This is a genomic window from Pseudomonas sp. 18-147 (assembly GCF_051048045.1).
Taxonomy (GTDB): domain Bacteria; phylum Pseudomonadota; class Gammaproteobacteria; order Pseudomonadales; family Pseudomonadaceae; genus Pseudomonas; species Pseudomonas aeruginosa.
Genome location: NZ_CP182296.1, coordinates 4,882,972 through 4,905,082 on the forward strand (window position 1 = coordinate 4,882,972; position 22,111 = coordinate 4,905,082).

At 61.4% G+C, this 22,111-nt stretch carries 29 protein-coding genes and 1 pseudogene; 25 read left to right on the forward strand and 5 right to left on the reverse strand.

The annotated features are described in order from the left end of the window. Positions 1-48 precede the first annotated feature (48 nt). From ACM0M4_RS23210 to ACM0M4_RS23235, 6 genes are all read left to right on the forward strand, one after another. On the forward strand, positions 49-378 hold the full coding sequence (locus tag ACM0M4_RS23210) for a phage tail assembly protein (protein ID WP_023127421.1): 330 nt from the start codon (positions 49-51) through the stop codon (positions 376-378). Positions 379-386: 8 nt separating this feature from the next. Beyond that, on the forward strand, positions 387-506 hold the full coding sequence (locus ACM0M4_RS23215) for a GpE family phage tail protein (protein WP_003098394.1): 120 nt from the start codon (positions 387-389) through the stop codon (positions 504-506). Next, positions 496-3,210 carry a phage tail tape measure protein gene (locus ACM0M4_RS23220; RefSeq protein WP_034004879.1) on the forward strand — a complete coding sequence of 905 codons (2,715 nt, stop codon included), beginning with the start codon at positions 496-498 and terminating at the stop codon, positions 3,208-3,210. The genes ACM0M4_RS23215 and ACM0M4_RS23220 overlap by 11 nt, the downstream gene beginning before the upstream one ends. 5 nt (positions 3,211-3,215) lie before the next feature. Next, complete coding sequence (locus tag ACM0M4_RS23225) at positions 3,216-3,656, forward strand: phage tail protein (protein ID WP_015967206.1); 441 nt, start codon at positions 3,216-3,218, stop codon at positions 3,654-3,656. Further along, the gene (locus ACM0M4_RS23230) at positions 3,653-4,927 is read left to right on the forward strand and encodes a phage late control D family protein (protein ID WP_034004878.1); all 1,275 of its coding nucleotides are present in this window, start codon (positions 3,653-3,655) and stop codon (positions 4,925-4,927) included. The genes ACM0M4_RS23225 and ACM0M4_RS23230 overlap by 4 nt, the downstream gene beginning before the upstream one ends. 163 nt (positions 4,928-5,090) lie before the next feature. Beyond that, entirely contained in the window at positions 5,091-6,089 is a 999-nt protein-coding gene (locus tag ACM0M4_RS23235) for a DNA cytosine methyltransferase (protein ID WP_079387859.1), read from the forward strand. On the opposite strand, the gene ACM0M4_RS23240 is transcribed toward ACM0M4_RS23235, so the two are convergent. The 4 genes from ACM0M4_RS23240 to ACM0M4_RS23255 form a co-directional block, all read right to left on the reverse strand. Next, positions 6,086-6,985, reverse strand: coding sequence for a hypothetical protein (locus tag ACM0M4_RS23240; RefSeq protein ID WP_123809161.1), 900 nt, complete (start codon positions 6,983-6,985; stop codon positions 6,086-6,088). The two genes, ACM0M4_RS23235 and ACM0M4_RS23240, sit on opposite strands and share 4 nt — an antisense overlap. Then, complete coding sequence (locus tag ACM0M4_RS23245; protein WP_434323471.1) at positions 6,985-8,058, reverse strand: ParB N-terminal domain-containing protein; 1,074 nt, start codon at positions 8,056-8,058, stop codon at positions 6,985-6,987. The genes ACM0M4_RS23240 and ACM0M4_RS23245 overlap by 1 nt, the downstream gene beginning before the upstream one ends. Positions 8,059-8,114: 56 nt before the next feature. Then, positions 8,115-8,465 carry a hypothetical protein gene (locus tag ACM0M4_RS23250; protein ID WP_034004877.1) on the reverse strand — a complete coding sequence of 117 codons (351 nt, stop codon included), beginning with the start codon at positions 8,463-8,465 and terminating at the stop codon, positions 8,115-8,117. 317 nt (positions 8,466-8,782) lie between these two features. Then, a complete protein-coding gene (locus tag ACM0M4_RS23255; RefSeq protein WP_373694762.1) occupies positions 8,783-9,046 on the reverse strand; it encodes a hypothetical protein in 264 nt (87 codons plus the stop codon). A gap of 177 nt (positions 9,047-9,223) precedes the next feature. On the opposite strand from ACM0M4_RS23255, the gene ACM0M4_RS23260 reads away from it, so the two are divergent. The 17 genes and pseudogenes from ACM0M4_RS23260 (at position 9,224) to ACM0M4_RS23340 (ending at position 17,172) form a co-directional block, all read left to right on the forward strand. Further along, a complete protein-coding gene (locus tag ACM0M4_RS23260) occupies positions 9,224-9,436 on the forward strand; it encodes a hypothetical protein (RefSeq protein WP_031643139.1) in 213 nt (70 codons plus the stop codon). A 29-nt stretch (positions 9,437-9,465) separates the two neighbouring features. Further along, on the forward strand, positions 9,466-9,969 hold the full coding sequence (locus ACM0M4_RS23265) for a YmfL family putative regulatory protein (protein WP_044069614.1): 504 nt from the start codon (positions 9,466-9,468) through the stop codon (positions 9,967-9,969). Continuing rightward, entirely contained in the window at positions 9,966-10,244 is a 279-nt protein-coding gene (locus ACM0M4_RS23270; RefSeq protein ID WP_016852047.1) for an ogr/Delta-like zinc finger family protein, read from the forward strand. Before ACM0M4_RS23265 ends, ACM0M4_RS23270 begins: the two co-directional genes overlap by 4 nt. After that, positions 10,241-10,600, forward strand: a complete 360-nt coding sequence (locus ACM0M4_RS23275; RefSeq protein ID WP_034004874.1) for a hypothetical protein — start codon at positions 10,241-10,243, stop codon at positions 10,598-10,600. Before ACM0M4_RS23270 ends, ACM0M4_RS23275 begins: the two co-directional genes overlap by 4 nt. Before the next feature lie 67 nt (positions 10,601-10,667). Beyond that, positions 10,668-10,901, forward strand: a complete 234-nt coding sequence (locus tag ACM0M4_RS23280) for a hypothetical protein (protein WP_016852049.1) — start codon at positions 10,668-10,670, stop codon at positions 10,899-10,901. A gap of 18 nt (positions 10,902-10,919) precedes the next feature. Next, positions 10,920-13,637: a toprim domain-containing protein gene (locus tag ACM0M4_RS23285; protein WP_034004873.1), complete on the forward strand. Its 2,718-nt coding sequence runs from the start codon at positions 10,920-10,922 to the stop codon at positions 13,635-13,637. 53 nt (positions 13,638-13,690) lie between these two features. Then, positions 13,691-13,831, forward strand: coding sequence for a hypothetical protein (locus ACM0M4_RS23290; protein WP_164902968.1), 141 nt, complete (start codon positions 13,691-13,693; stop codon positions 13,829-13,831). 54 nt (positions 13,832-13,885) lie between these two features. Then, positions 13,886-14,236 carry a DUF7673 family protein gene (locus ACM0M4_RS23295; RefSeq protein WP_034004872.1) on the forward strand — a complete coding sequence of 117 codons (351 nt, stop codon included), beginning with the start codon at positions 13,886-13,888 and terminating at the stop codon, positions 14,234-14,236. A gap of 11 nt (positions 14,237-14,247) precedes the next feature. Further along, the gene (locus tag ACM0M4_RS23300) at positions 14,248-14,454 is read left to right on the forward strand and encodes a TraR/DksA family transcriptional regulator (RefSeq protein WP_023127425.1); all 207 of its coding nucleotides are present in this window, start codon (positions 14,248-14,250) and stop codon (positions 14,452-14,454) included. A gap of 59 nt (positions 14,455-14,513) precedes the next feature. Beyond that, positions 14,514-14,954 (forward strand): hypothetical protein, encoded by a 441-nt coding sequence (locus ACM0M4_RS23305; protein ID WP_034004871.1) that lies wholly within the window; start codon positions 14,514-14,516, stop codon positions 14,952-14,954. Then, positions 14,951-15,127: a hypothetical protein gene (locus ACM0M4_RS23310; RefSeq protein WP_016852055.1), complete on the forward strand. Its 177-nt coding sequence runs from the start codon at positions 14,951-14,953 to the stop codon at positions 15,125-15,127. The genes ACM0M4_RS23305 and ACM0M4_RS23310 overlap by 4 nt, the downstream gene beginning before the upstream one ends. After that, positions 15,120-15,362 (forward strand): annotated as a pseudogene (locus ACM0M4_RS23315) (DNA cytosine methyltransferase); the annotation flags it as partial. The gene ACM0M4_RS23310 and the pseudogene ACM0M4_RS23315, both read left to right, overlap by 8 nt. A gap of 154 nt (positions 15,363-15,516) precedes the next feature. Beyond that, complete coding sequence (locus ACM0M4_RS23320; protein ID WP_174217041.1) at positions 15,517-15,693, forward strand: hypothetical protein; 177 nt, start codon at positions 15,517-15,519, stop codon at positions 15,691-15,693. Beyond that, positions 15,690-16,544, forward strand: a complete 855-nt coding sequence (locus ACM0M4_RS23325; RefSeq protein WP_174217040.1) for a DNA adenine methylase — start codon at positions 15,690-15,692, stop codon at positions 16,542-16,544. Before ACM0M4_RS23320 ends, ACM0M4_RS23325 begins: the two co-directional genes overlap by 4 nt. Then, positions 16,541-16,780 (forward strand): hypothetical protein, encoded by a 240-nt coding sequence (locus tag ACM0M4_RS23330; RefSeq protein ID WP_044069606.1) that lies wholly within the window; start codon positions 16,541-16,543, stop codon positions 16,778-16,780. Before ACM0M4_RS23325 ends, ACM0M4_RS23330 begins: the two co-directional genes overlap by 4 nt. Then, positions 16,773-16,976 carry a DUF7696 family protein gene (locus ACM0M4_RS23335; RefSeq protein WP_034004868.1) on the forward strand — a complete coding sequence of 68 codons (204 nt, stop codon included), beginning with the start codon at positions 16,773-16,775 and terminating at the stop codon, positions 16,974-16,976. The genes ACM0M4_RS23330 and ACM0M4_RS23335 overlap by 8 nt, the downstream gene beginning before the upstream one ends. Next, positions 16,969-17,172 (forward strand): helix-turn-helix transcriptional regulator, encoded by a 204-nt coding sequence (locus ACM0M4_RS23340; protein WP_034004867.1) that lies wholly within the window; start codon positions 16,969-16,971, stop codon positions 17,170-17,172. Before ACM0M4_RS23335 ends, ACM0M4_RS23340 begins: the two co-directional genes overlap by 8 nt. Before the next feature lie 6 nt (positions 17,173-17,178). On the opposite strand, the gene ACM0M4_RS23345 is transcribed toward ACM0M4_RS23340, so the two are convergent. Further along, positions 17,179-18,381 (reverse strand): tyrosine-type recombinase/integrase, encoded by a 1,203-nt coding sequence (locus tag ACM0M4_RS23345; protein WP_023093098.1) that lies wholly within the window; start codon positions 18,379-18,381, stop codon positions 17,179-17,181. A 452-nt stretch (positions 18,382-18,833) separates the two neighbouring features. Here ACM0M4_RS23345 and ACM0M4_RS23350 point away from each other — a divergent pair, with 452 nt between their 5' ends. Then, positions 18,834-20,762 carry a tyrosine-type recombinase/integrase gene (locus tag ACM0M4_RS23350; RefSeq protein ID WP_221345432.1) on the forward strand — a complete coding sequence of 643 codons (1,929 nt, stop codon included), beginning with the start codon at positions 18,834-18,836 and terminating at the stop codon, positions 20,760-20,762. Between the two features lie 564 nt (positions 20,763-21,326). Then, on the forward strand, positions 21,327-22,082 hold the full coding sequence (locus ACM0M4_RS23355; protein WP_012205951.1) for a hypothetical protein: 756 nt from the start codon (positions 21,327-21,329) through the stop codon (positions 22,080-22,082). The last annotated feature ends 29 nt before the right edge of the window (positions 22,083-22,111 follow it).

The following is a 22,111-nucleotide window of genomic DNA, read 5'->3' on the forward strand; positions in this document are numbered from 1 at the left end:
CCCGCCGGCCCGGCCGGCGGTTTCTCTCCCCCTTGGATACCGACGCCCATGAAAACCGAACAGACTCCCGCTGACCTGCAGAGCGCTCCCGACAACGTCGTCACCCTCGACCAGCCGATCAAGCGCGGCGCCCAGTCCATCGAATCGCTCACCCTGCGCAAGCCCTCCTCTGGCGAACTGCGCGGCCTGCACCTGCTCGACCTGCTGCAATTCGATGTGGCTGCGACCATGAAAATCCTGCCACGCATCAGCCAGCCGACCATCACCGAGCCCGAGGCCGCCGGCATGGACCCGGCCGACCTGCTCGCCTGCGGCCAGGTGATCGCCGGTTTTTTGCTGCAGAAGCGGGCGAAGGCGGCAGCCTCCCTGATCGCGTAGAAAACGCCATGGCCGACCTGGCCGTGACGTTTCACTGGGCGCCGGACCATATGGACCGGCTCTCGCTCACCGAACTAATGGAATGGCGCGAACGCGCCCGGGTACGGAGTTCCGCCGATGGCGAATGACCTGCAGCTACGCGTGCTGCTCAGCGCGATCGACAGAGCCACCGCGCCCCTGCGTCGCATCATGCAAGGCAGCGACGCGACGGCCCGGGCGCTCAAGGCAACTCGCGAGCGTCTGAAGCAGCTCAACGCTCAGCAGAGCGACGTGCGCGCCTTCCGCACCCAGCGCGGCGCCCTGGAGCAGGTCAGCACCGCGCTGGCCACGCAACAGGCACGGGTGAAAGCGCTGGCCCAGCAGATGGCCGCCGCCGGCAACCCCACCCGCGCGCTCACCCGCGACTACAACCGGGCCATCCGTGAAGCCGGCTTCCTCAAGCAGCAACACCTGCAGCAGAGCCAAGCCTTGCAGCAACTGCGCACGCGCCTCAGCAACGCCGGCATCAGCACCCGCAACCTCGGCCAGCATGAGCGCGACCTGCGCGCGCAGATCCAGGCGGCCAACGGCGCTATCAACAGCCAGGCGCAGCGCTTGCGCAACCTCAGCCAGCAGCAGGAGCGCCTGACCCACGCCCGAAACACCTACAGCCGCGGCATCCAGAGCGCTGCCGCGCTGGCCGGCACCGGCATGGCGGCGCGCGCGACGGGCATGTACACCGGCGACAAGCTGCGGCAGATGCTCGGCGTGGGTTACGAGTTCGACGCAACGATGTCGGCCACCCAGGCGGTGACCCGCATCGAGCACAAGGACGATTCGCAGATGCAGGCGCTGCGGCAACAAGCCCGCACCCTGCCGCTGTCCAGCAAGTTCACCGACAAGGAAGTCGCACAGGGCCAGTACTTCCTGGGCCGCACCGGCTACAACGCGAAGCAGATCCTCGGCGCCATGCCCGGCATGCTCAACCTGGCCGCCGCAGGCGACATGGATCTCGGCGACACTGCTGACATCGCCTCGAACATCCAGACGGCGATGGGAATTCCGGCCGAGAAGATGGACCAGGTAGCCGACGTCCTGACCGCGGCGTTCACCCGAAACAACGTCGACATCCGCATGCTCGGTGAGTCGCTGAAATACTCCGCCGGCGTCGGCCGCGAGTACGGCCAGAGCCTGGAGACGGTCACCACCGCCACGGCCCTGCTCGGCAACGCCGGCGTCCAGGGCAGCATGGCCGGCACCTCGATGCGTTCGGTCCTGACCCGCCTGGGCACGTCCAAGGCGGTGGCCAAGCTGGGCGTCCAGACCAAGGACGCCAACGGCAACATGCGCGACATGCTGGACATCCTGAAGGACATCAACAAGAAGACTGCCGGCATGGGCAACGTGCAGCGCGGCGCGATCTTCAAGGACATCGCCGGGCAATACGCGGTGACCAGCTTCGGCACCCTGATGCGCGCCGTCGAAGGCGGCCAGTTCCAGACCATGCGCGAAAGCTTGAACAACTCCGAGGGCGAGGCCGCGAGGGTCGCCTCGACCCAGCTGGACAATCTCAAGGGCGATATGACCATATTGCATGCTGCCCTGGAAAACATTTCGGTCGAGCTGTTCGACAAGAACAGCCCTTGGCTGCGCGAGCTCGCCGCAGACCTCAGCCACCTGCTGCACAACGTCGGCGAGTTCCTGAAGGCCAACCCGCAGGTCAGCAAGGGCATCGTCATCACCGTCGCCGCGTTCTCGGCGCTGATGGCCACCGTCGGCAGCCTGGCCATCACCCTCGCCGGCATCCTCGGCCCGATGATCGCGGTCCGCTTCATGCTCAGCACCATCGGCATTCGCCTGCCCGGGCTGATCGGCCTGCTGAAATTGCTGTTCGCACCGATCCGCATGCTGGCCGGCCTGTTGATCGGCCCCCTGGTGACCGCCCTGCGCGTCGTGAGCATCGCGCTGTGGGGCTTGGCCGCCAACCCGGTGGTCCTGGCAATTGCCGCCGTCGTGGCGGTGCTGGCCGGCGCCGCGTACCTGATCTATCGCAACTGGGACGCCGTCAAGGCGTACCTGCTCGGGATGTGGGAAGAGATCCAGGCGGGCCTGAACGGCGGGATCGGCGGCATCATCCGCATCCTCCTCGACTTCAACCCACTCGGCCTGATGTACCGCGCCTTCGCCGGCGTCCTGGGCTACCTGGGCATCGACCTGCCGGCGCGCTTCAGCGACTTTGGCAACATGATCGTCCAGGGCCTGGTGAACGGCCTGCTCGCCGGTATAGGGCAGATCAAGCGCGCCGTCCAGCACATCGGCGGCGCCGCGATCGACTGGTTCAAGGACAAGCTCGGCATCCATTCGCCGTCGCGGGTGTTCGCCGACCTGGGCGGGTTCACCATGGCCGGCCTGGCCCAGGGCCTCGGCGCCGGTCAGACCGGCCCGCTGGGCGTAATTGCGCGTCTCGGCCAAGGCCTGGTCAGCGCGGGCCGTCAGGCTGTCGCCGGCCTCGACGGGGAGTTTGCCCGAGGCCCCCGCCCTGCGATCACGCCGCCGACGTTCGACCAGCCGCTGCTGGCCATGCTGGGCGCCCTGGGCAAGAGCGCCGGCGCCATCGGCGCCCTGGTGCTCAGCGCCAGCGCCCCAGCGCAGGCCATCACCATCGACAACCGTCCTCCGGTCAGCTCGGCGCCAGCGGCGATCAGCGTCGGCGGCGACACCTACTACATCACCATCCAGGCCGGCGCGGGCAGCGACACCGCAGACCTGAAACGCACGCTCAGCCAACTGCTGGACGAGCGCGAACGCAACAAGGCGGCGCGCCTGCGCGCCCGCCTGCAGGACCGGGAGTAACCACCATGATGCTGTCCCTCGGGATGTTCGTCTTCAGCCTGCACACGCTGGCCTACCAAGAGTTCCAGCGGCAGACCGAGTGGCGGCACGCCAGCAGCAGCCGCATCGGTGCACAGCCGGCACGCCAGTTCGTCGGCCGCGGCGACGACGCCATCACGCTGCCCGGCGTGCTGCTGCCGGAGCTGGCCGGCAGCGCGTTGAGCCTGGACGTGCTGCGGCAGATGGCTGACACCGGGTCGGCTTGGCCCATGGTCGAGGGCACCGGACGCATCTACGGCCTGTGGGTGATCGAGCGCGTCACCGAGACGCGAACCCTCTTCTTCGCCGACGGCACCCCGCGGCGGATCGAGTTCTCCCTCGAGCTCAAGCGTATCGACGACGGCCGCACCGATCTGCTCGGCTCGGTCCTCGGTACCGCTGGCAACCTGCTGAGACGCATCCTGTGATCGATGCCGCCCTCGCCCGCGTGACGGGCTATCTGACCAGCGCCGTCGAGCAGCTGCAGCGCGACGCCGGCTACCCGGTGCCGGTGTTCCGGCTCACGGTCGACGGCAACGACATCGCCCAGCTCATCAGCCCACGACTGATCGCCCTGGACCTGACCGACAATCGCGGCCTCGAGGCCGATCAGTTGAGCGTGACACTCAGCGATCATGACGGGCTGCTCGCGATCCCCCCGCGCGGCGCCGTGCTGCACCTCTGGCTGGGCTGGAGTGACAGCGGACTGGTCGACAAGGGCACCTACACCGTCGACGAAACCGAGCACAGCGGCGCGCCGGACGTGCTCAGCATCCGTGCCCGCTCGGCGGACCTGCGCAAGGGCCTGAAGGTCAAGCGCGAGCGCAGCTGGAGCAGCCCGAAGACGCTGGGTGACGTGCTCACCGACATCGCCCTCGGCAACAATCTGAAGCCGGTGCTCGCGCCGGCGCTGGCGGGCCTGCCGATCCTGCAGCTGGACCAGGCCAACGAGTCCGACGCCAACCTGCTGACCCGCCTGGGCGAGGACTTCGACGCGGTGGCTACCGTGAAAGCCGGCTGCCTGCTCTGCCTGCCAGCCGGTGGCGGCAAGACCGCCAGTGGCCTGGCGCTGCCGCACATCACCCTCACCCGCCAGGATGGCGACCAGCACCGCTACCTGCAGGCCGACCGCGACAGCTACGACGGCGTGCGTGCGTACTTCTACGACGTGAACAGCGCGAAGAAGCAGGAGGCAATCGCCGGCGCCAAGGGCGACAACCTGAAAGACCTGCGCCACACCTACAGCGACCGCCAGAGCGCCCTGCGCGCCGCCCGCGCCGAGTGGAACCGCCTACAGCGTGGCAGCGCCACGCTCAGCTACGTGCTCGCCAAGGGCCGGCCGGACCTGATCCCGGAACTGACCTACACCCTGCAGGGCGTGAAGACGGAGATCGATGCGATCATCTGGTACGGCGGCAAAGTGCAGCACAGCCTCAGCGCCGACGGCGGCTACATCACCAGCCTGGAGCTGGAAAGCAAGCTGCCCGAGGACCTGGTCAGCGACCTGGCCGACGACACCGGCGGGGACTACACCGGCATCATCGCCTACTACCGCGACGAGAAGAGTGGGACGGAGAAGACCATCACCGCGGGAGACCAGAGCAAACCGCGCCGCCTGCGCTACCTGTACAGCACCAAGGCCAGCGCAAAGCGGGCTGTCGATCGGGAATGGGGGAGACTGCAACCACTGTCAAGATGATCAAAGACCACAGAACGGCCCCTCCTGTGTTTTTTACGCCAAAAGGTCTCCAACAGCGCCCCATTAGTCATGGCAAAATGCCAGAGTGAGAATTTGTCTCCCTCCCCCCCTTTCCCCCCTTCGTTTGCCCCGTATAATCGCGACCGTCAATAGGGAGTAATGCATGCCAACAGCAGTTTCACTTTTTTCTGGATGTGGAGGGTCCGACGCAGGAGTCATCGCGGCGGGCTTCGACGTCATCATGGCAAACGACATCCTCCCCTACGCCCGAGACGTGTATTTGGCGAATTTTCCGGAAACCGACTATCGCCTAGGTGACGTGTGCGACATTTCCGACTTTCCGGCAGCCGATTTACTTGTGGGTTGCTACCCTTGCCAAGGCTTCAGCCAAGGAGGAGCTCGCGAGGCCAACCGAAAAATCAATACCCTGTACCTTGAGTTCGCTCGCGCCTTAAGCATCATTCAGCCCAGAGCTTTCATTGCCGAGAACGTCTCTGGTCTACGTCGTAGCACCTACAGGCATCTACTTGAAGACCAACTAACAAAGTTCGCGGAGGCCGGCGCACACGGTTATAGCGTATATTGGAAGCAGATCAATGCTCATGAGTACGGGGTCGCACAAGAAAGAAAGCGTGTAGTAATCGTAGGCATTCGCAAAGATTTGAATGCTGAATACAAATTCCCGGCCCCTACTCATGGCCCAAACGCTGAGCAACCATATTTCAACATTGCTCAAGCTCTGGAAGGACTACCTGAGTGGCCAGAAGGGGAGTTCTGCGAGGACCCCTTTCACTGGTATTACCTGTCCCGCAATCGGCGCAGAGACTGGTGTGAAATCAGCAAGACGATTGTCAGTCACATGCGCCACATGCCGCTGCATCCCAGTAGCCCCAAGCTACATAGAATCCATACTGATAAGTGGGAGTTTGAAGTAGATGAACCTGCCAGAAGGTTCTCCTTCAGGGAAGCGGCGCGCTTGCAAGGGTTTATGCCTCGCTATACTACTCATGGTGGAGACCTGATCTTCCCTGAAACCGTAGAAAGCAGTCAAAAAAATATTGAATACAACATTTTGCGACAGCGCTACAAGGTTGTAGGAAACGCTGTACCACCACCTATGTTCGAGGCGGTGGCATCAGCACTACCAAACATCTGGGCTTAGACCAAATCGAGTCTTTCTTCTAGAAAATTTGCTAGGATTTCTGGAGGATCAATATTCCTCCAGTCATCCTCAAAACTAATATTTTTAACAATCCTCAACCTATCAAAAATCAACGTATCCCCTACCTCTCCCTCAACAGCCCATGTTCCCCTGTTATCTCGAAAGCTATGCGGAATAAATATAAGCTGCATCCAAGGATGTGTGGCATGTATATACCTCAACCGACCATGAGATATCTCACTCTGCTTTCTTGACCACTCTAAGCGTGAGCATGCACACTGAGCTAATGCAGATGGAATATTTCGGCATTCATACTCATCAAGAGACAGCCAAGCAACTAAGTCGATACCCCCATCACCTGAGTCTCTGGCGCGAAATGTTTCTTCATTACAAAGACCAACCGCCCCGATGTCCTTAGCTAGCTGATTGATTCGCTCCCATTTAGCCCCCCTGTATTCTGTTTCGTTCTTACCAAAAGCCTTGACTTTAGCTGCAACTGGAAATACTGAACGCAACGTAACAAGGGAAACCCTTTCAAAGGCATCAGTAAGCGAACCATTTATATACTGCCGATCAAAAAATGGGAGATTAGCACACAACAATATCAACACATACAACTTATGCTCTTCTGGTAGAGTTTCAGGTGCACTAATAGTCCTCCTTCCAATGTCCAAAGAGAATGGATAACTACCTCCAAATGCTTCAACTCGCCACGCGATATGGTTAAAACAATCATCCAACTCTTGGGCTGATATCTTGCTACCACCAACATCTCTGATTTGGTCAGAGATGGTTTCTCTCGAGCACACTCGATCCTGCGTTACCAAACATAGTATCTCAGCAAAATCCGCAATAGTGTGAACATCCCTATCTCGTGGAGCATCCAGGTTGAGCATCACTCTTCTCCAGACATCACATCTTGGATAGAAGCAAAAAGAGCAGAAGCCGACTTTTTAATCCGCTCAGCCTGATTTAAGTCAGGCTGATCCAGCCCTTCCACCGCACTAAGCGTAAACTGAGCGTTCTTTATACTACTCTCAGCCTCTCTTAGAAGGTGTCGTAACGCCTCTAGCGGCCCTTCCGTATATAGGTCAGCATGTGCTAAAGGCTCGCCATGTCTAAGCACTTCCAGAGCGTGATCATTCGCCACAACTCTCGACAATTTATCAAAGTTGCGCGATTCACCTAACACTGTACTTGACCCATGACTTTTGTCGAAAACCCACCCAAAAAACTCTACGAACTCCTTTTCCTTCAAACCAGCCGCATCAACATCAGACGCACTTTTAATACCAATAAAGTCACAAATATTAGGATAACCAATACCAGTAGTAAGCAAAGAGAAAGGTATATCATCCTCTTCCAGCTTTAGACTTACCAGCAAACCAGTATCTCTAGCATGCTCCAAAAGCTTGAGCCCTGTTAAGAGTTTTGCAACATGTGAAGATTTACTTCCAATCTCTTTAGCCAGAGCTTTATGTGCATCCGCATGACCTTTATCTGCATGACGCTCTCGCAGTTGCTTCAGATATCTAGCCTTAGCTAAGGAGTCCCACTCTTTGATGCCAGTTATGTGGCGATACCCTAGATAACTAAGTATGTTATCCCGATCATCAAACTCCAAGACCGGAATATCATTAACCTTCTGCCTTGCAGATTCTCTAGCCTGCTTAACTTGACCAGCCATTACTGGAGGAGGGCTACTGCTTGCCAGAAGTTTTAAGGCACCAAGCCGCCGGTTACCTTCCACAACTGTATAACCACCACCTGCACGAGGAACGACCAGCAGGGGCTCACCTAAGAAGAATCCATGCTCCCCGATAGATAGCATTAGCTCTATCAAGTTACATTCTAGGAGCAAGTACTTTATTACATCCTCATCAGGCTTATTTCGCAAAGCCACTGGAAGCCGAGGGTTATCAGGATCAAAATTAAGCTCATTCAAACTAACGCTTGCAAGCTTTGTCATAACCAGTCCTTTACACAGTAACAAGGCTGCGAAGCCTACCCATCTATTAGTCCTAGTCAGGCATCTGCGGCACAGGCTAGGCGCTTCTGATCGTAGTCCTTCTTATGTCCCTGTAGTTCAGGCAATGGTTCGTCCATATCCGCCTGTACAACCAGATCGGACAGTACCCACCCCAGCGCCTCGTAGGCTGTAAGGCAAACATCGCTGGCACTCCTGCGGATACCTGGTCGGTACCGATCCAGATCGCCGAACACCTCGGTCACTTGGTCAACACTCGAGGCCTGCAACGCGTCCAACATCCTCTGGTGCAGGTTGTCCATCAGTTCAACCTGGGCAGCCGAATCCGCCACAGCAACACATGAAACCATCAGCCCGGCCGCAGCGGCCGTTCCCTTGAGCCAACTCATACGTCCCTCTCTTCACAGTGGGGCCTTCGGCTGCGACCGAAGGCCCATTCAATCAATGCCCCCTGAGAGCGCACGCCAACCGCAGCAGGTCCAGTTGGTCCTGCTCGCTCATCTGGCTAAGGCAGATAAGCAGGGCAGTAAGCACGATGGGGTCGATGGGGTTATCCATTGGTCTACTCCTTTGACAGGCCACCCGGCGACACGATGTCACCGTGATAGCAGCCCGGGAGTACCCCATTCTTCACATAGGTCCGCATGCCAGAAGCAGAAATCCACGGTAGGTCACCCGGGATTTTTTTCCCTGCTGGCGAGGTGTCCTATTTGCTTGTACGACGCGACTCAGTTGACTCTGAGATACCTCGCCCCACCCGTAGGTACGCTATTCGGTCTTCTTCCTCCATGGACTTCATGTACCTCAGCACATCAAGTTCCTCCTGACTGAGTGACTCAAGCTCTGCAGGCTGGCGACGCCCAGTTATAACGTAAAGAACATCGACTCCAAGCTCAGCAGCCACAGCTAGAACTGAAGCCCCAATATCCCCGCCACCACCTTCGTAACCGGCAATAGTCCGCTTGGCCACTCCGACGCGCTGGGCAAACTCATCTTGGTTCAGCCCAATACGCTTGCGCTCAGCCTGTAGCCGAGCGCCGATCTCTTCTCTTGAAGGATGCAAAAAAATTCATCTCCGCTATTGACCAATGCAGAAACGTGCATCATTCTTCGGTTGTCATCACACGAAATTGCACGAATCTGCACTATGCCGAACGCCTACCCGACGGAGCAAGCCCGCGAGGCAGCCCGCAAACACATATCTCGACTGGGCCTTTCAGTCCGGGAATGGGCCGAAAGAAACGGCCTAGGAGAAAGCACCGTCTACGCCGTTCTCAACGGGCAAAAGAAGTGCCTGCGTGGCGAAGCCCACCGCGCAGCCGTGTTGCTCGGGATCAAGGACGGAGTAATTGCACAGTAATGGCCACCAGCTTTGAGAGACACCAGAAGATGAAACGCCCGCTCCTAGAAACGCGGCGCCAGGTGGTCAGCGCGATCATCGGCGCCTACCCCGGCGGTCGCGAATGCGCCGCTGCCCGCCTGGGCCTCGACCTGAAGAAGTTCGACAACCACGCCTACGAGAACGCTGGCAGCAAGCCGCTCAGCGACGACCAGTTGCGCTTGCTCGAGCAGGAAACCGGCACCAGCCACTTCCCCGAGTACGTCGCCCACCTGTATGGCGGCATGTTCGTGCAGATGCCCGAGCCAACCCAACTCGACAACCTCGATCTGTACGCCCGTGGCGTCGCCACCGCCATCAAGCGCGGCGAGGTCGACCGCATCATCGCCGAGGCGCTGCGCGATGGAGAAATCGACGAGGCCGAACTCGCCGAAATCATCGTCGCCCACCGCAAACACCTCGCGGCACGGCACGCCGAAGTGGGCGCCGTGATCACCCTGCATCGGAAAGCCCGGCACGGCCAGCGCGTAAGCGACTCGGGAGAGCACGAATGAGCACCTACAAGCTGGTTTGCCCGCACTGTGCGTCGAGGATGCGCATCCGCACCAGCGATGGGAAGCACATCTTCCTGCGGGTCGCCTATCTGCAATGCACCAACGAGGCCTGCGGTTGGTCGGTGCGCGCTGAGTTCGAAATGACCCACGAAATGAGCCCGTCCGGCATGCCTAATCCGTCGGTATACCTGCCACCGGCACCCACGGCGCTGCGCCGCGAGGCCATGCGTCAACAGGGCGACAACCAGCTCGACCTTCTGGAGGCCACCGCATGAACGTCACCCCGTTCACCCAGCAGCAAGCCGACGACTACCGCACCTTCATGCAACAGGCCGCGCGCCGCTTCATCGAAAAGCACGCCGCCGAGCATCTGGACGACGACGGGCTGTTCGAGCGCACCGTCAGCTACCTAGTCAACTCCCTCGACGTTCCGGCCTTCATGGCGGGGCGCCTGGCGTTGCTGGCCATGAGCGAGCGCTTGCCCAAGGGGTTGGCCTGGGTCGCCTTCGACATGGCCGCCGGGCCTGACCAGAGCGTGCGCATGGTCCTGGACCGTCGTACCGGCCAGATGACCCCGCTGCCCTCTCGCTTCTTGCCTCACCGATTCCTGGCCGCTCCGGCCGCCCACTGACCAACCGACGCCCATCCCCACTGCCGTGGGTTTGGGGAAGTTGCACCCGAAAACCGAGGAACAGGCCATGCCAGACGCCGTTTCGATCCAGTTCGACATGCCCAAGCCGGTAGCAGAAGCCCTGCTCACCAGCCTTCGCACCGAACTCCGCCGCGGCCTGGTCCAGCACTGGTACGACGACCGCTACCGCACGGTGCCGGAAGGCCTGCGCAGCAGCCGGATTCTCGACGACTACCCGGCCCTCGCCGGCCAGAAACGCACCATAGGCGCGCTCCGCGCCGCACTCGCCGCCAACCTGTAAGGCCGCTGATTCATGACGATGCACGAAAAACTACGGGCAAAGGTCCTGCCAAAGCTGGAAGCCGACTACGGCCTCAAGCACATGAAAGGGACCAACTTCATGCGCAAGGGCAAATGCCCGGCGCACAGGTGCGGCCAGAGAACGCTGTACACCTTCTTCGACTCGCCCTGGATGCTGATCTGCGGCCGCCCGGAGGCCTGTGACCATCGAGTGCACATCAAGGACGTCTACCCGGAGTTGTTCAACGACTGGAGCGACCAGGCGCCGGCTACCCCCGACAACCCTACCGCCACTGCCCGCGCCTACCTGGAGTTCGCCCGGGGTTTTCGCCTGGAACTCATCGATGGATGGTTCACCCAGGAGAACTACTGGGACAACAGGCTCAAGATCGGCAGCGCCACCGTTCGCTTCCCCCTGGAAAAGGGCGGCTACTGGGAACGGCTGATCGACCGGCCCGAGCGCTTCGGCAAGCAGAAGGCCCGCTTCAAGCAGGGTGAGAGCTATAAGGGTGTCTGGTGGTGCCCACCGACGCTCGACCCGACCGAGGTCGACGAACTGTGGATCGTCGAGGGCATATTCGACGCCATCGCCCTGATGCACAACGGCCGCGCGGCCGTATCGATGATGTCCAGCGCGCCCTTCCCCGCCGAATCCCTCAAGGCGCTGAAGAAGCGCTGCCAGGACGAAGACAAGCACATGCCGCGCCTGATCTGGGCGCTGGACAACGAGCCAGTCGCCAAGGCCAACGCCCGGCGCTGGGCGAAGGAAGCACGCGAGCTGGGCTTCAAGTGCGATGCCGCGGTCATCCCTCAGCGCGGCGCCAGGAAAATCGACTGGAACGACCTGCACCAGCGCTGGGCGTTCATCGAGGGTGACGACGCACGCACCAAGCGCGTCGAGCTGGACCTCAAGGAGGCCCGCTACGAAGGCTCCCTGTTGCTGGCCGAGACGGCCGAGGAAAAGGGACTGCTCATGTATTCCTGGAACGAGCGCAAGGAGTTTCATTTCTCGTTCCGCTCGCGCCTGTACTGGTTCAAGCTCGACATCGAGGCCTACGACCGCGCCATCAAGGAGCTGGAGAGTTCGGAGAACGCGGAAGACCAGTTGCTCAACGACAAGCAGCGCCGCGAGAGGGCGCTACGCCGTGCCGGTTCCGTGGTTCGCATCGGCAACTGCTACTTCCAGGCGCTCTATTTCATGCGCAACGAGCAGACCGACGAGGCCTGGTACTACTTCCGCGTGGAGCGCCCGGACGCGCCGACCGTCAAGGCGACCTTCACCTCAGCCCAGATTTCCGCCTCGGCCGAGTTCCGCAAGCGCCTGCTGAACGTCTGCAACGGCGCCATGTTCACCGGCACTCCGCAGCAGCTGGAGCGCATGCTCGAGCCCCAGCTCGATCGCCTCAAGTCCGTGCACACCATCGACTGGATCGGCTACACCCGCGAGCACGGCGTCTACGTCTTCAACGATCTGGCAATCGCCGGCGGCAAGGTCCACAAGCTGAACGAGGAAGACTTCTTCGACATCGACCGCCTGAGCATCAAGAGCCAGAGCCAGTCGCCGGTGCTGCACATCAACCCGGACCTCGCCGCCTACAACGAAGGCTGGTTCGAGATGTTCTGGAAGTGCTTCGGCGTGCGCGGGGTGGTCGTGCTGGCCTGGTGGCTCGGTGCGCTCTACGCCGAGCAGATCCGCCAGATTCACAAGTCCTATCTGTTCCTGGAACTGATCGGCGAGGCCGGCTCCGGCAAGACCACGCTGGTGGAGCTCTGCTGGAAGCTGACCGGCCGCACCGAGTACGAAGGCTTCGACCCGTCCAAGGCCACCCCCGCCAGCCGCGCGCGCAACTTCGCCCAGGTCGGCAACCTGCCGGTCGTGCTGATCGAGTCCGAGCGCGAGCAGAAGGAAGGCGCGCCGGTGAAGCACTTCGACTGGGACGAGCTCAAGACCGCCTACAACGGCCGCAGCGTCCGCTCCACCGGCGTGAAGAACAACGGCAACGACACCCGCGAACCACCGTTCCGCGGCGCCCTGCTGATCGCGCAGAACAACGCCGTCAACGCCTCCGAGCCGATCCTGCAGCGCCTGGGCCACGTCAACCTGACCCGCGAACACCAGACCCCGGAGACCAAGCTTCTGGCGGAGCTGCTCGAGCGCATGCCGGTGGAGCAGCTCAGCGGCTTCCTGGTGAAGGCCCTGCAGCCCGAGGCCAAGATCATGGCGCTGTTGGACGAGCGCACCTCCGGCTACGAGCAGGAGCTGCTGTCCATACCGGGCATCCGTACCGTGCGGATCGCCAAGAACCACGCCCAACTGCACAGCCTGGTGGACTGCCTGCAGCTCGTGGTACCGCTGGACGGCGAGCGCGCCCAGCTGGTTCACGCCGAGGTCAGCCGCATGGCCCTGGAGCGTCAACAGGCGATCAACGCCGACCATCCGGTAGTGCGTGAGTTCTGGGACCTCTTCGAGTTCCTCAACGGGCCGCTGAACGAACTGCCCGGCAACCTCAACCACTCCCGCAAGAAGGAGTTCGTCGCCGTGAACCTCAACGAGTTCATCGAGGTGGCGGCGAACAAGCGGCAGCAGGTACCCAACCTGGGCGAGCTCAAGCGGCTGCTCAAGACCAGCAAGTCCCCGAAGTTCATCGAATCCAACAAGGCCATCAACTCGGGTCGCCAGGTCGACGCGTTCGACAAACCGAAGACCGTCCGTTGCTGGCTGTTCCAGCTCGTCTGACAACCCCGCCGGGGCGCGGCAACGCCCGGGCAACAACCCCAAGGAGAAGCACCATGCAGAACGATGAAACCCCGCTCTACGAGCACAACCGCGGCGAATGGCTCGCCACGCTGACGCTCACCGGCCTGACCCTGGTCGTCCTGGTCATCGCCGGCTACTACGCCCCGATCGTCCTGGCTGCGGCTACCCACTGACCAACTCGCCCGGGCGCGGCAACGCCGGGACCACAAACCGATAGGAGAGACACCATGCAACCCCTCCCCCACGACTATCTGCAGTTGATCCACGACTTCCAGGCCAGGCAGCAGGAGAACGAGGTAGCCGGCATCACAGCGTTGAAACGCCTGCTCCCGATCGCACAGCGCGACAGCGGCCAGAGCGGCGTGATCGGTCGGTTCCTGCTCGGCCTGTACAACGGCCAAGCCCACCGCTTCGACCTCACCGAGCTACGCCGCCTCGACCCAGATCTGTTCGATGCGTGCCTGTCCGTGCTGCGTATGGACTACGCCCCGAAACAGGAAGTGCATGAGTACTTCGAGGACGGCGATGCGATCTGGCAGGACCTGCGCAAACGCTGGGCCGCATCGCTGCCGGCATAGGGAGACTGACTGTGGATGTGATCGACCAGGCCAACGAACGGGCCGAGAACATGATCCAGGCCGCCCTGGCCCAGCGGACGAACACCCGCCTGGCGCCCAGCGCCCTCTGGTGCGAGGACTGCGGCGAGCAGATACCCGAGGCCCGCCGCCAGGCCGCCCCAGGCTGCGAGTGCTGCATCAGCTGTCAGGAACTGCGCGAGCACCCCGCGCGGCGCTAAAGAAGAGGCGCCAGGGAGCGGCAACTCCCTGGCGCCGACCACCCCAAAGGAGAGACACCATGCAAGCGAATCAACCCCAAGGCGGCAGCGCCAAGGCTAGCACACCACGCTATGACACCATCGTCATCCGCGGCGCCACCGGCAAAGACGTCCCGAGGGAAGTAGACGGCGGAGAGGTGGTCAGCTGGGCACGCGGCCATGAACTGGCAGCCGGCGACGCCCTGCTGGAGTTCGTCAACTACGTGGCCGATGGTGATTGCGGCATCACCCCGGAGCTGAGCACCAAGGCGCGTAAGGCGCTGGATCTGATGGAGCGTCGCAGCAGGTTGGGCTGGGAGGCGGACGAACGGCCAGAAGATTGGCCGGCGTCGGTTAACCGTGCAGCACAAACGGCCCGCGAAGTGTTCAACGGCTCCCACGAAGACGCCATCCAGGCGATTGAGTACATGCATGCCCTGCTGCTGCAGGCTGCCCCTGTCGTGCAAGGCGGTGACGTATGAAGCCCTGCACCCTTGGCAAGCGCCACAGCTGGACATTCGTCCGTAACGTCGTCACCAGCCACCTGAGTGGCCGTTTCGGCCGCATCACCAAGCGCGGGTTCTACCGCTGCGAATGCGGCGCCGAGAAGTACGGCAACGCCGGCGACCTGTCCGGGGGTAGCACCCATGCTTAAGCGCACCCTCTACCACTTCCACTTCTGCTGCGGCCTGGGCGGCGGTGCCGCCGGTTTCAACCGGGCGCGTCCGCGGGTCGGCAACGTCGAGGCCGAATGGGTCTGCCTCGGCGGGATCGACGTGGACCCAGCCGGCCTGCGAGACTTCGAGCGACTGGCTGGTGTCCCGGGCACCCTGCTGGACCTCTTCACCCACGACCAGTACGTGCGGTTCCACGGCAAGGAGCCGCCGGCCGCGGCCGAGGCCATCGCCGGCGTGATGGGTACCACCCTGCTGCTGGCCGAGGCCGGCGAAACCTTCATGCTCAGCAATACGCCGATCTGGGTGCGCCCGGTTGCGGTGGCGCTGAGCGTTTCACAACCCGCTGAAAGTCGCTGAGGTGAACGGCATGCACGAATTGCTGAAGATGCTGGACAGCCCGCGCAGCCTGCTGAATTTCTCGCTGGCAATTCTGGTTGTCCTGACTGTGTTCTTCACGTTGAAGAGCGGCGCGCAAGCTGCTTCGCAGCCGGCCTCCTCCTTCTCAGCTCCCAAGGAAGCAGACTCAAGGGGGAAACGTCCATGACTATCACCGCACCCGTTATTCGCTACCACGGCGGTAAGTTTCGGCTGGCCCCGTGGATCATTGAGCATTTCCCGCCCCACCAGGCGTACATCGAACCGTTCGGCGGCGCGGCCGGCGTGCTGATGCAGAAGCCCCGTAGCCATGGCGAGGTCTATAACGACCTCGACGGCGATATCGTCAACCTGTTCCGTGTGCTGCAGAGCGCCGCCCAGCGCGAAGCCCTGGTCGAACTGCTGGTACTCACACCCTATGCTCGCGACGAGTTCGAGCGGGCCTGGATCTTCACCGATGAACCGGTAGAGCGAGCACGCCGCACAGTGATCCGCGCGCAGATGGGCTTCGGCTCGGCAGGAGCCAGCAAGGGCACCACTGGGTTCCGCATCGACTGCTACCGACAGTACGGCACCGCCCAGCAACTGTGGGCCCGCTACCCGGATCAGCTCAGCGCGATCGGTAAGCGCCTCGCCGGCGTGCTGATCGAGAACCGGCCGGCGATCGACATCATGCTCGCCCATGACACGGCCCAGGCCCTGCACTACGTCGACCCGCCGTACATGCACGACACCCGTGTGCGCGGCGCACAGAAGGGCCGCTACTACCGGCACGAACTGGACGACGACCAACATGCAGAGCTGCTGTCCATCCTCAACCAACTGACGGGCATGGTCGTACTCAGCGGCTACCCGAGCGAGCTGTACCAGGCACACCTTGAGGGCTGGACGATGAACAGCACATCGGCTCGCATCAGCGCTGGCCGAGGCAGCGATACCCGCACAGAGTGCCTATGGATCAACCCCGCCTGCATGGCGGCGTTGTCGCGGCGTGGCCTGCCGCTGGAGGTGACAGCGTGACACGCATCATCCTCATCACGGGCGAGCGCTGCTGCGGCAAACGTCTCTGGCCGTTGTTCCTCTACGCCAAGGAATTCGGCTGGACGATCGCCAAGACCAGCGGCGGACACCTGCGCTTCACCAAGGCAGAGCGGCCAGTCATCCACACCAGCAGCACGCCGAGCGACTGGCGCGCAGTCCGCAACGCAGTGGCGATGCTGGCCAGGGCAGATCGCAAGGAGGTGATCATTGTCTGACCAGGCCAACCGCCAGCACATGCTGGCATGCGAGGCCCGGTTCTGGATCCGGCGTGGCATCACCACGCCGGAGAAAGTCGCCGAGCTGAGAGAAACCCTCAAGCGGCGGGGGAAAAGCACCGTCGAGCAGTTGATAGCGGAAATGCGCCGACAGTGGCAGACGCGGACAGAGTGGCTAGGTGGTGAAGATGGGTGAACTGGACAGATTCATGCGGGAAGCCGAGGTGCTGGAAGCCACCAGCCTAGCGCGCTCGACACTCTGGCGGGAGGTGAAGGCCAAGCGCTTCCCCAGTCCGGTACAGATCACGCCCGGGCGAGTAGGCTGGAGGCAATCCGAGATCAACCGCTGGCTGGAAAACCCGATGGGATGGACGCCAACAAGGGCCGCGTGAGCGGCCCTACTTCTTGGTGTCGATGACGTTCTTTTCGAGCCAGGCGGCCCAGCGATCGAGCCCGCGCTTCTTCTCCTGGAAGTAGTCGTAGCGGTCGTAGTGCTTGGATGACACATCGTTGAAGGAGTGGCCCTGGATCCTATCCCGCAGCTCCTTGGTGAGCCCGGCTTTCGCCATCAGCGTCTTACATGTCCGACGGATGTCCCGAAGCGTGAACGGGCCGTTGAACGACTTGTGATGCCTACCGTATAGCTTCGTCACCGCCCTGGACAGAGACTGGGGGTTCAGTGATTTCCCCTCCTCCTTGCCCTGGAACGGATACGCGCTCTTCTCGCTGATGCAGTCCATTTCCTTCAAGCTCGCCCGCATCAGCTTGTTGTAGGGCACCACATGCATCGCCCGCTCACCTTCACCGCCCTTCCCGTTGCGGATCATCACATGGTCCCGCTGATACATCGTCCGATCAGACCGGAGCAGTTGCTCCGGTCGTTGACCACCGCTGGCGATCAAGAACTTGAGCAACTCGGAGGTCGTGAGGGAAAGCTTCTCCGGCAACAGATGCCAGAGCGCTTGCAACTCCTTCTCCGTGAGTGCCCGATCCCCGGGCTGCTCCCAGTCTTCCTGTACAGGGATGCTAGTCACCGGATTGCTGGTCAGGCCGAAGCGACTTTCCTGCTCCAGATAGGTGCGGGGGTTGTAGTCCTGCTGCAGGGCACTCTGGAACGCCGAATGAAGGCGAGAGCGCACCCGGTTCGTCATCGTCGTGACGCCGCCGGCAATCATCTTGGCCAGGATGTCACGGATATCGGCCGGCCCGATCAACACCGCTGGGCGCTCCACCAGGGTTGGGAACGGCTCGGAAACGTAGTGTTTGAAGGACCACTCGACGTGCTCGGCACTCGCCGCCCCTTCCTGCTTCAGCTTGGCGACATAGGCGGCCATCAACTCCTTGAAGGTGCCAGCCTCAACCTGGATCTCCTTCTCCTCGCGGCACCGGTCCCGCGCTTCCGTGAGCGCCATCGCCGGCCAGGTGCCCAGCTTGGTCTTCAGCTTCCGCCCATTCTTCCGGCGCTGGAAGTAGAACTCCTTCGTACCATTGGGCCGCACCCGAAGCATCAAGACACCCTCACCCCGCGCGCTGCGCCCGTCGCTGACGGTGTATTCCTTCTCGGCTGGCTTGAGTGCGCGGATCTGTCTCTCGGTGAGCACGGGGCTGTCCTTAATTGGGGGCCGTTTCTGGGGGCCGTTTGCACGGGGCAAGGTGGTTCCTCCTGGGACAACCTAGGACGAACCACCTATCCAGAGACCCCGGAATAGAAGGCCTCGACGCACAATTGTGCATGAACTCAGACAGCCGTGGACAGTGCGCCTCAATGCTTCCCAAGCTCATGACGAGGGTTCGATTCCCTTCGCCCGCTCCACTTCGACTTTCCAGGGACTTCCACCGAACGCCAGGGAACGTCGTAAGTCATTGTCAGGATTGAGATTTTTACCTGATCTCAATCCACTGACATCCAGCGAAATCCACTCCCAGCCGGTTCTAACTGGTACGTTGAGCGGTACACTGGCAATACGGAGGTCCCCAAAACCGTATTGTTGCTGGAGGAGCCGGGGTTCCGTCGGGAACATGGCATCCAACTCGCTTCGCAGGAGTTGGACTCATGCTTTCAGACCTCCAGGTTCGACAGGCCAAGGTGACCGGCAAGGCGTATTCGCTTGTCGATTTCGACGGTCTCTACTTCTACATCTCCGCCACCGGCTTCAAGGCCTGGCACTTCCGCTTCACTTGGGGCGGCAAGCGCGAGCGCATGTCCTTCGGTGGCTATCCCGCGCTTTCCCTGAAAGACGCTCGCAATCTGCGCGACGAGGCCCGGGCCATGCTGGCCAAGGGCATCAACCCGCATTCGGAGCGCAAGCGCAAGCGCCACGCCATCGTCCTGGCGAGCGAGCACACCTTCCAGGCCATCTACGACAAATGGCTGGCCCACCGCAGCCTCTCTCTGGAAAATGAGGGCCGCCAAAGTACGCCCAAGCAGATCGGGCGCGTCTTCGCCAAGGACGTGTTTCCCGTATTGCGCCACCTGACCATCTACGACGTCACCCGCGCCCACCTGCTGGACATCATCGGCAGAGTGGAAAAGCGTGGCTCGCTGTCGGTGGCCGAGAAGCTGCGCACCTGGTTCAGCCAGCTATTCACCTACGCCTCGGTGGTGGTGCCCAACATGGGCGACAACCCGGCCAAGGATTTGGACGTGGTGGCGATGCCGCTGCCCCCGGTGGAGAACAATCCCTTTTTGCGCATGCCCGAGCTGCCGGCAATGCTGCAGACGTTGCGCAAGTACAGCGGTCGCCTGAATACGCAACTGGGTCTACGTCTGCTGCTGCTCACGGGCGTGCGCACCGGTGAATTGCGCTACGCCACGCCCGATCAGTTTGATCTGGAGCGCGGTCTGTGGATCATCCCGGTTGTCAGGCTCAAGCAACGCAAGCAGCTCACCAAGAAGAAGCGCCAGCGTTTCGCCGACATCCCGCCATACATCGTGCCACTGTCGTTGCAGGCACAAGAGGTCGTTCGTCATTTGCTGGGAAATCTGAAGCCAGCACAGGTGTATCTCATCCCCGGTGATTGGTGCCTGAAAAACCCTCTGAGCGAGAACACGCTCAATGGCGCGCTCAAGCGTATGGGCTATGAAGACCAACTCACTGGGCATGGCGTTCGCGCCACCATCTCGACTGCGCTCAATGAATTGGGGTATCCGCCCAAGTGGGTAGACGCCCAACTTTCGCATGCCGATCCGGATCGGATCAGCGCGACCTACAACCACGCCGAGTACGTCGAGCAACGCCGCGTCATGATGCAGGACTGGGCCGACCGGCTGGACTTGTTCGAGCAGAATCAGGTCGAAGTTGCCAGCACGCACTTGACCATCACGTTGCAGGGCCTGCCCACAATCGCCGGACAGGCGGCAGCGCAGCCGCCCGCCCTGAATCCAAACGCCCCTCAGTTGATCGTTGCGCCTGCACCCGATGCACCAGCGGTTCCAGCTTCCGTCTATCGACTTTCGGCGGTGCATCTGCCCGAGTACGCGCGACCCACGCTGTCAGAGGTGCAGCGCGAGCGCTTGCAATTGCTGGAGATATTCGAGGCATCCCACAACCTGTCGGTGGCCGATTACGCCAAGCTGGTTGGCAAGTCCCGCCGCTGGATCACTTACGAGATTCAGGCCGGCAATCTCCTGTCGATCCATCTGGGTCACCGTGGGCAGCGCGTCCCGGACTGGCAACTCGACCCCATCAAGCGCAAGCTGATTCAGGCTGTCCTGAAGCTGGTGCCGCGCGGTATCGACACCTGGCACATCTATCACGCACTGCTGCGGCCATACGATGCCCTGGGCAAGTGTCCAGTCATCGAGGCCGTCGATCCGACCAACCTGCATCTTGCAGCTCGACTGGTCGCCGCACATGCCATAGAAACCGATGAGCTTGCAGAGCAATCGGAGGCGTCTCCGGTGCTGGCCAGGCAGACTGTAGAGCGCCTGGTAAAAACGGCAATGTTGGTTGATATGCCCGAAGATCCCGTCGCCCGTTGAGCTGAGGCCGGGCGGCAGCACCGTCCGGTCAAGGTCAAAGGAGGGAACGTCGATCGCTTCGCATGGCCGCCCATCCGTCTTCTGCGCGGCCAACTCGCAATTTCCACGTTTTGGCAGGCAGCGTTTAGCGTCGGATCAGCGCTCGGCAGTCACCATAGGCGACTTCTCGGTAATGCTATCTCGCTATATCAGTATCTCGATCGGATATGACACCAGCGGATTTTCGTTGCCAATCTCAAGCCCCGATCAATAGATTCCGAGCGTTCGCCGCTTTTTGAAACCGCTGGCGCATCAGACCATACCGATACGGTTTTGCGAGAGCAGCCACTTCTCACGATCCTGATAGCGCAAGCGTCACTGTCGAGCAGCGACAGACGCTCGGTTTTCTTGTGCCCGATGGATTTTTGCACATCGAGCACACAACGCCTACTCGTTGCGCGAACTGATCAGAAGTCATCAAAAGCGGGCGTCATCACTCGCGTCTTGCGCGGACAACAGGCCGACCATGAGGACGGCTGCAAAAGCAGTCGGCCCTGTAGTTCTTCTCCTGGAAGGAGACGGAGCATGCACGAGAACAAAAATGATGCACCAACATCAAAGGTGTTCTACCGCCCGCTCGAAGCGTCCATCCGCTGGGCCGGACTGCTGCGATACGAGCAGGTGATCCTGGCTTCGGTCTCGTCGCCTATGGATCTGCCGCAGTCGCTGGACTGCCCGCGTTTGGGCGAACTGCGGCTGTACACCGACCGCATCTATGACGGCATCCTCAACGGGGAACTGCCCTTCGGGCAGCATGGCATCACGACACGCGACACCGCGTTGATCGAATCGCCTGATCTGACGGTACGTCATGTCGATCTGAAGTGCTGGATGCGCCAGCACTACCCCGAGCAGCGGCCCGGCTTTCTCTTCTCCCGCAGCGAGCGCATCATCCATCCCTTCATCTCCCTAGAAACAGGGCAAGCCATGCTGGTCGAACGCCAGGGTTTGAAATCCGCCCTGGAACAGACCAAACGTCAGCTTCGCGAGTTGCAGGACAAGCATGACGCGCTGCTCAAGCAGTCCACGGTGATTTCGGCATGCGCGCAGTGTCCGATCAGTGATCGGGCCGAGGCCACCTACCTGAACATCGTTGGCGGCCTGTTAGAGCTGATGCTCGGCCAGTCGCCATCGGGCACGCCGTACTCCAGCTTCAAGACGCAGGAGGCCGTGGTCAGCGCGCTGGTCGCCCATCACAGCGGCGCCATGGGTATCGCGGAGCGGACATTGAACGGCAAGTTCGCCACCGCCAGGCGCCGGTTGCGTAGCGCCTCCCGCTGAGATTTGCCAGCTTGTATGTGCAGTCGCGG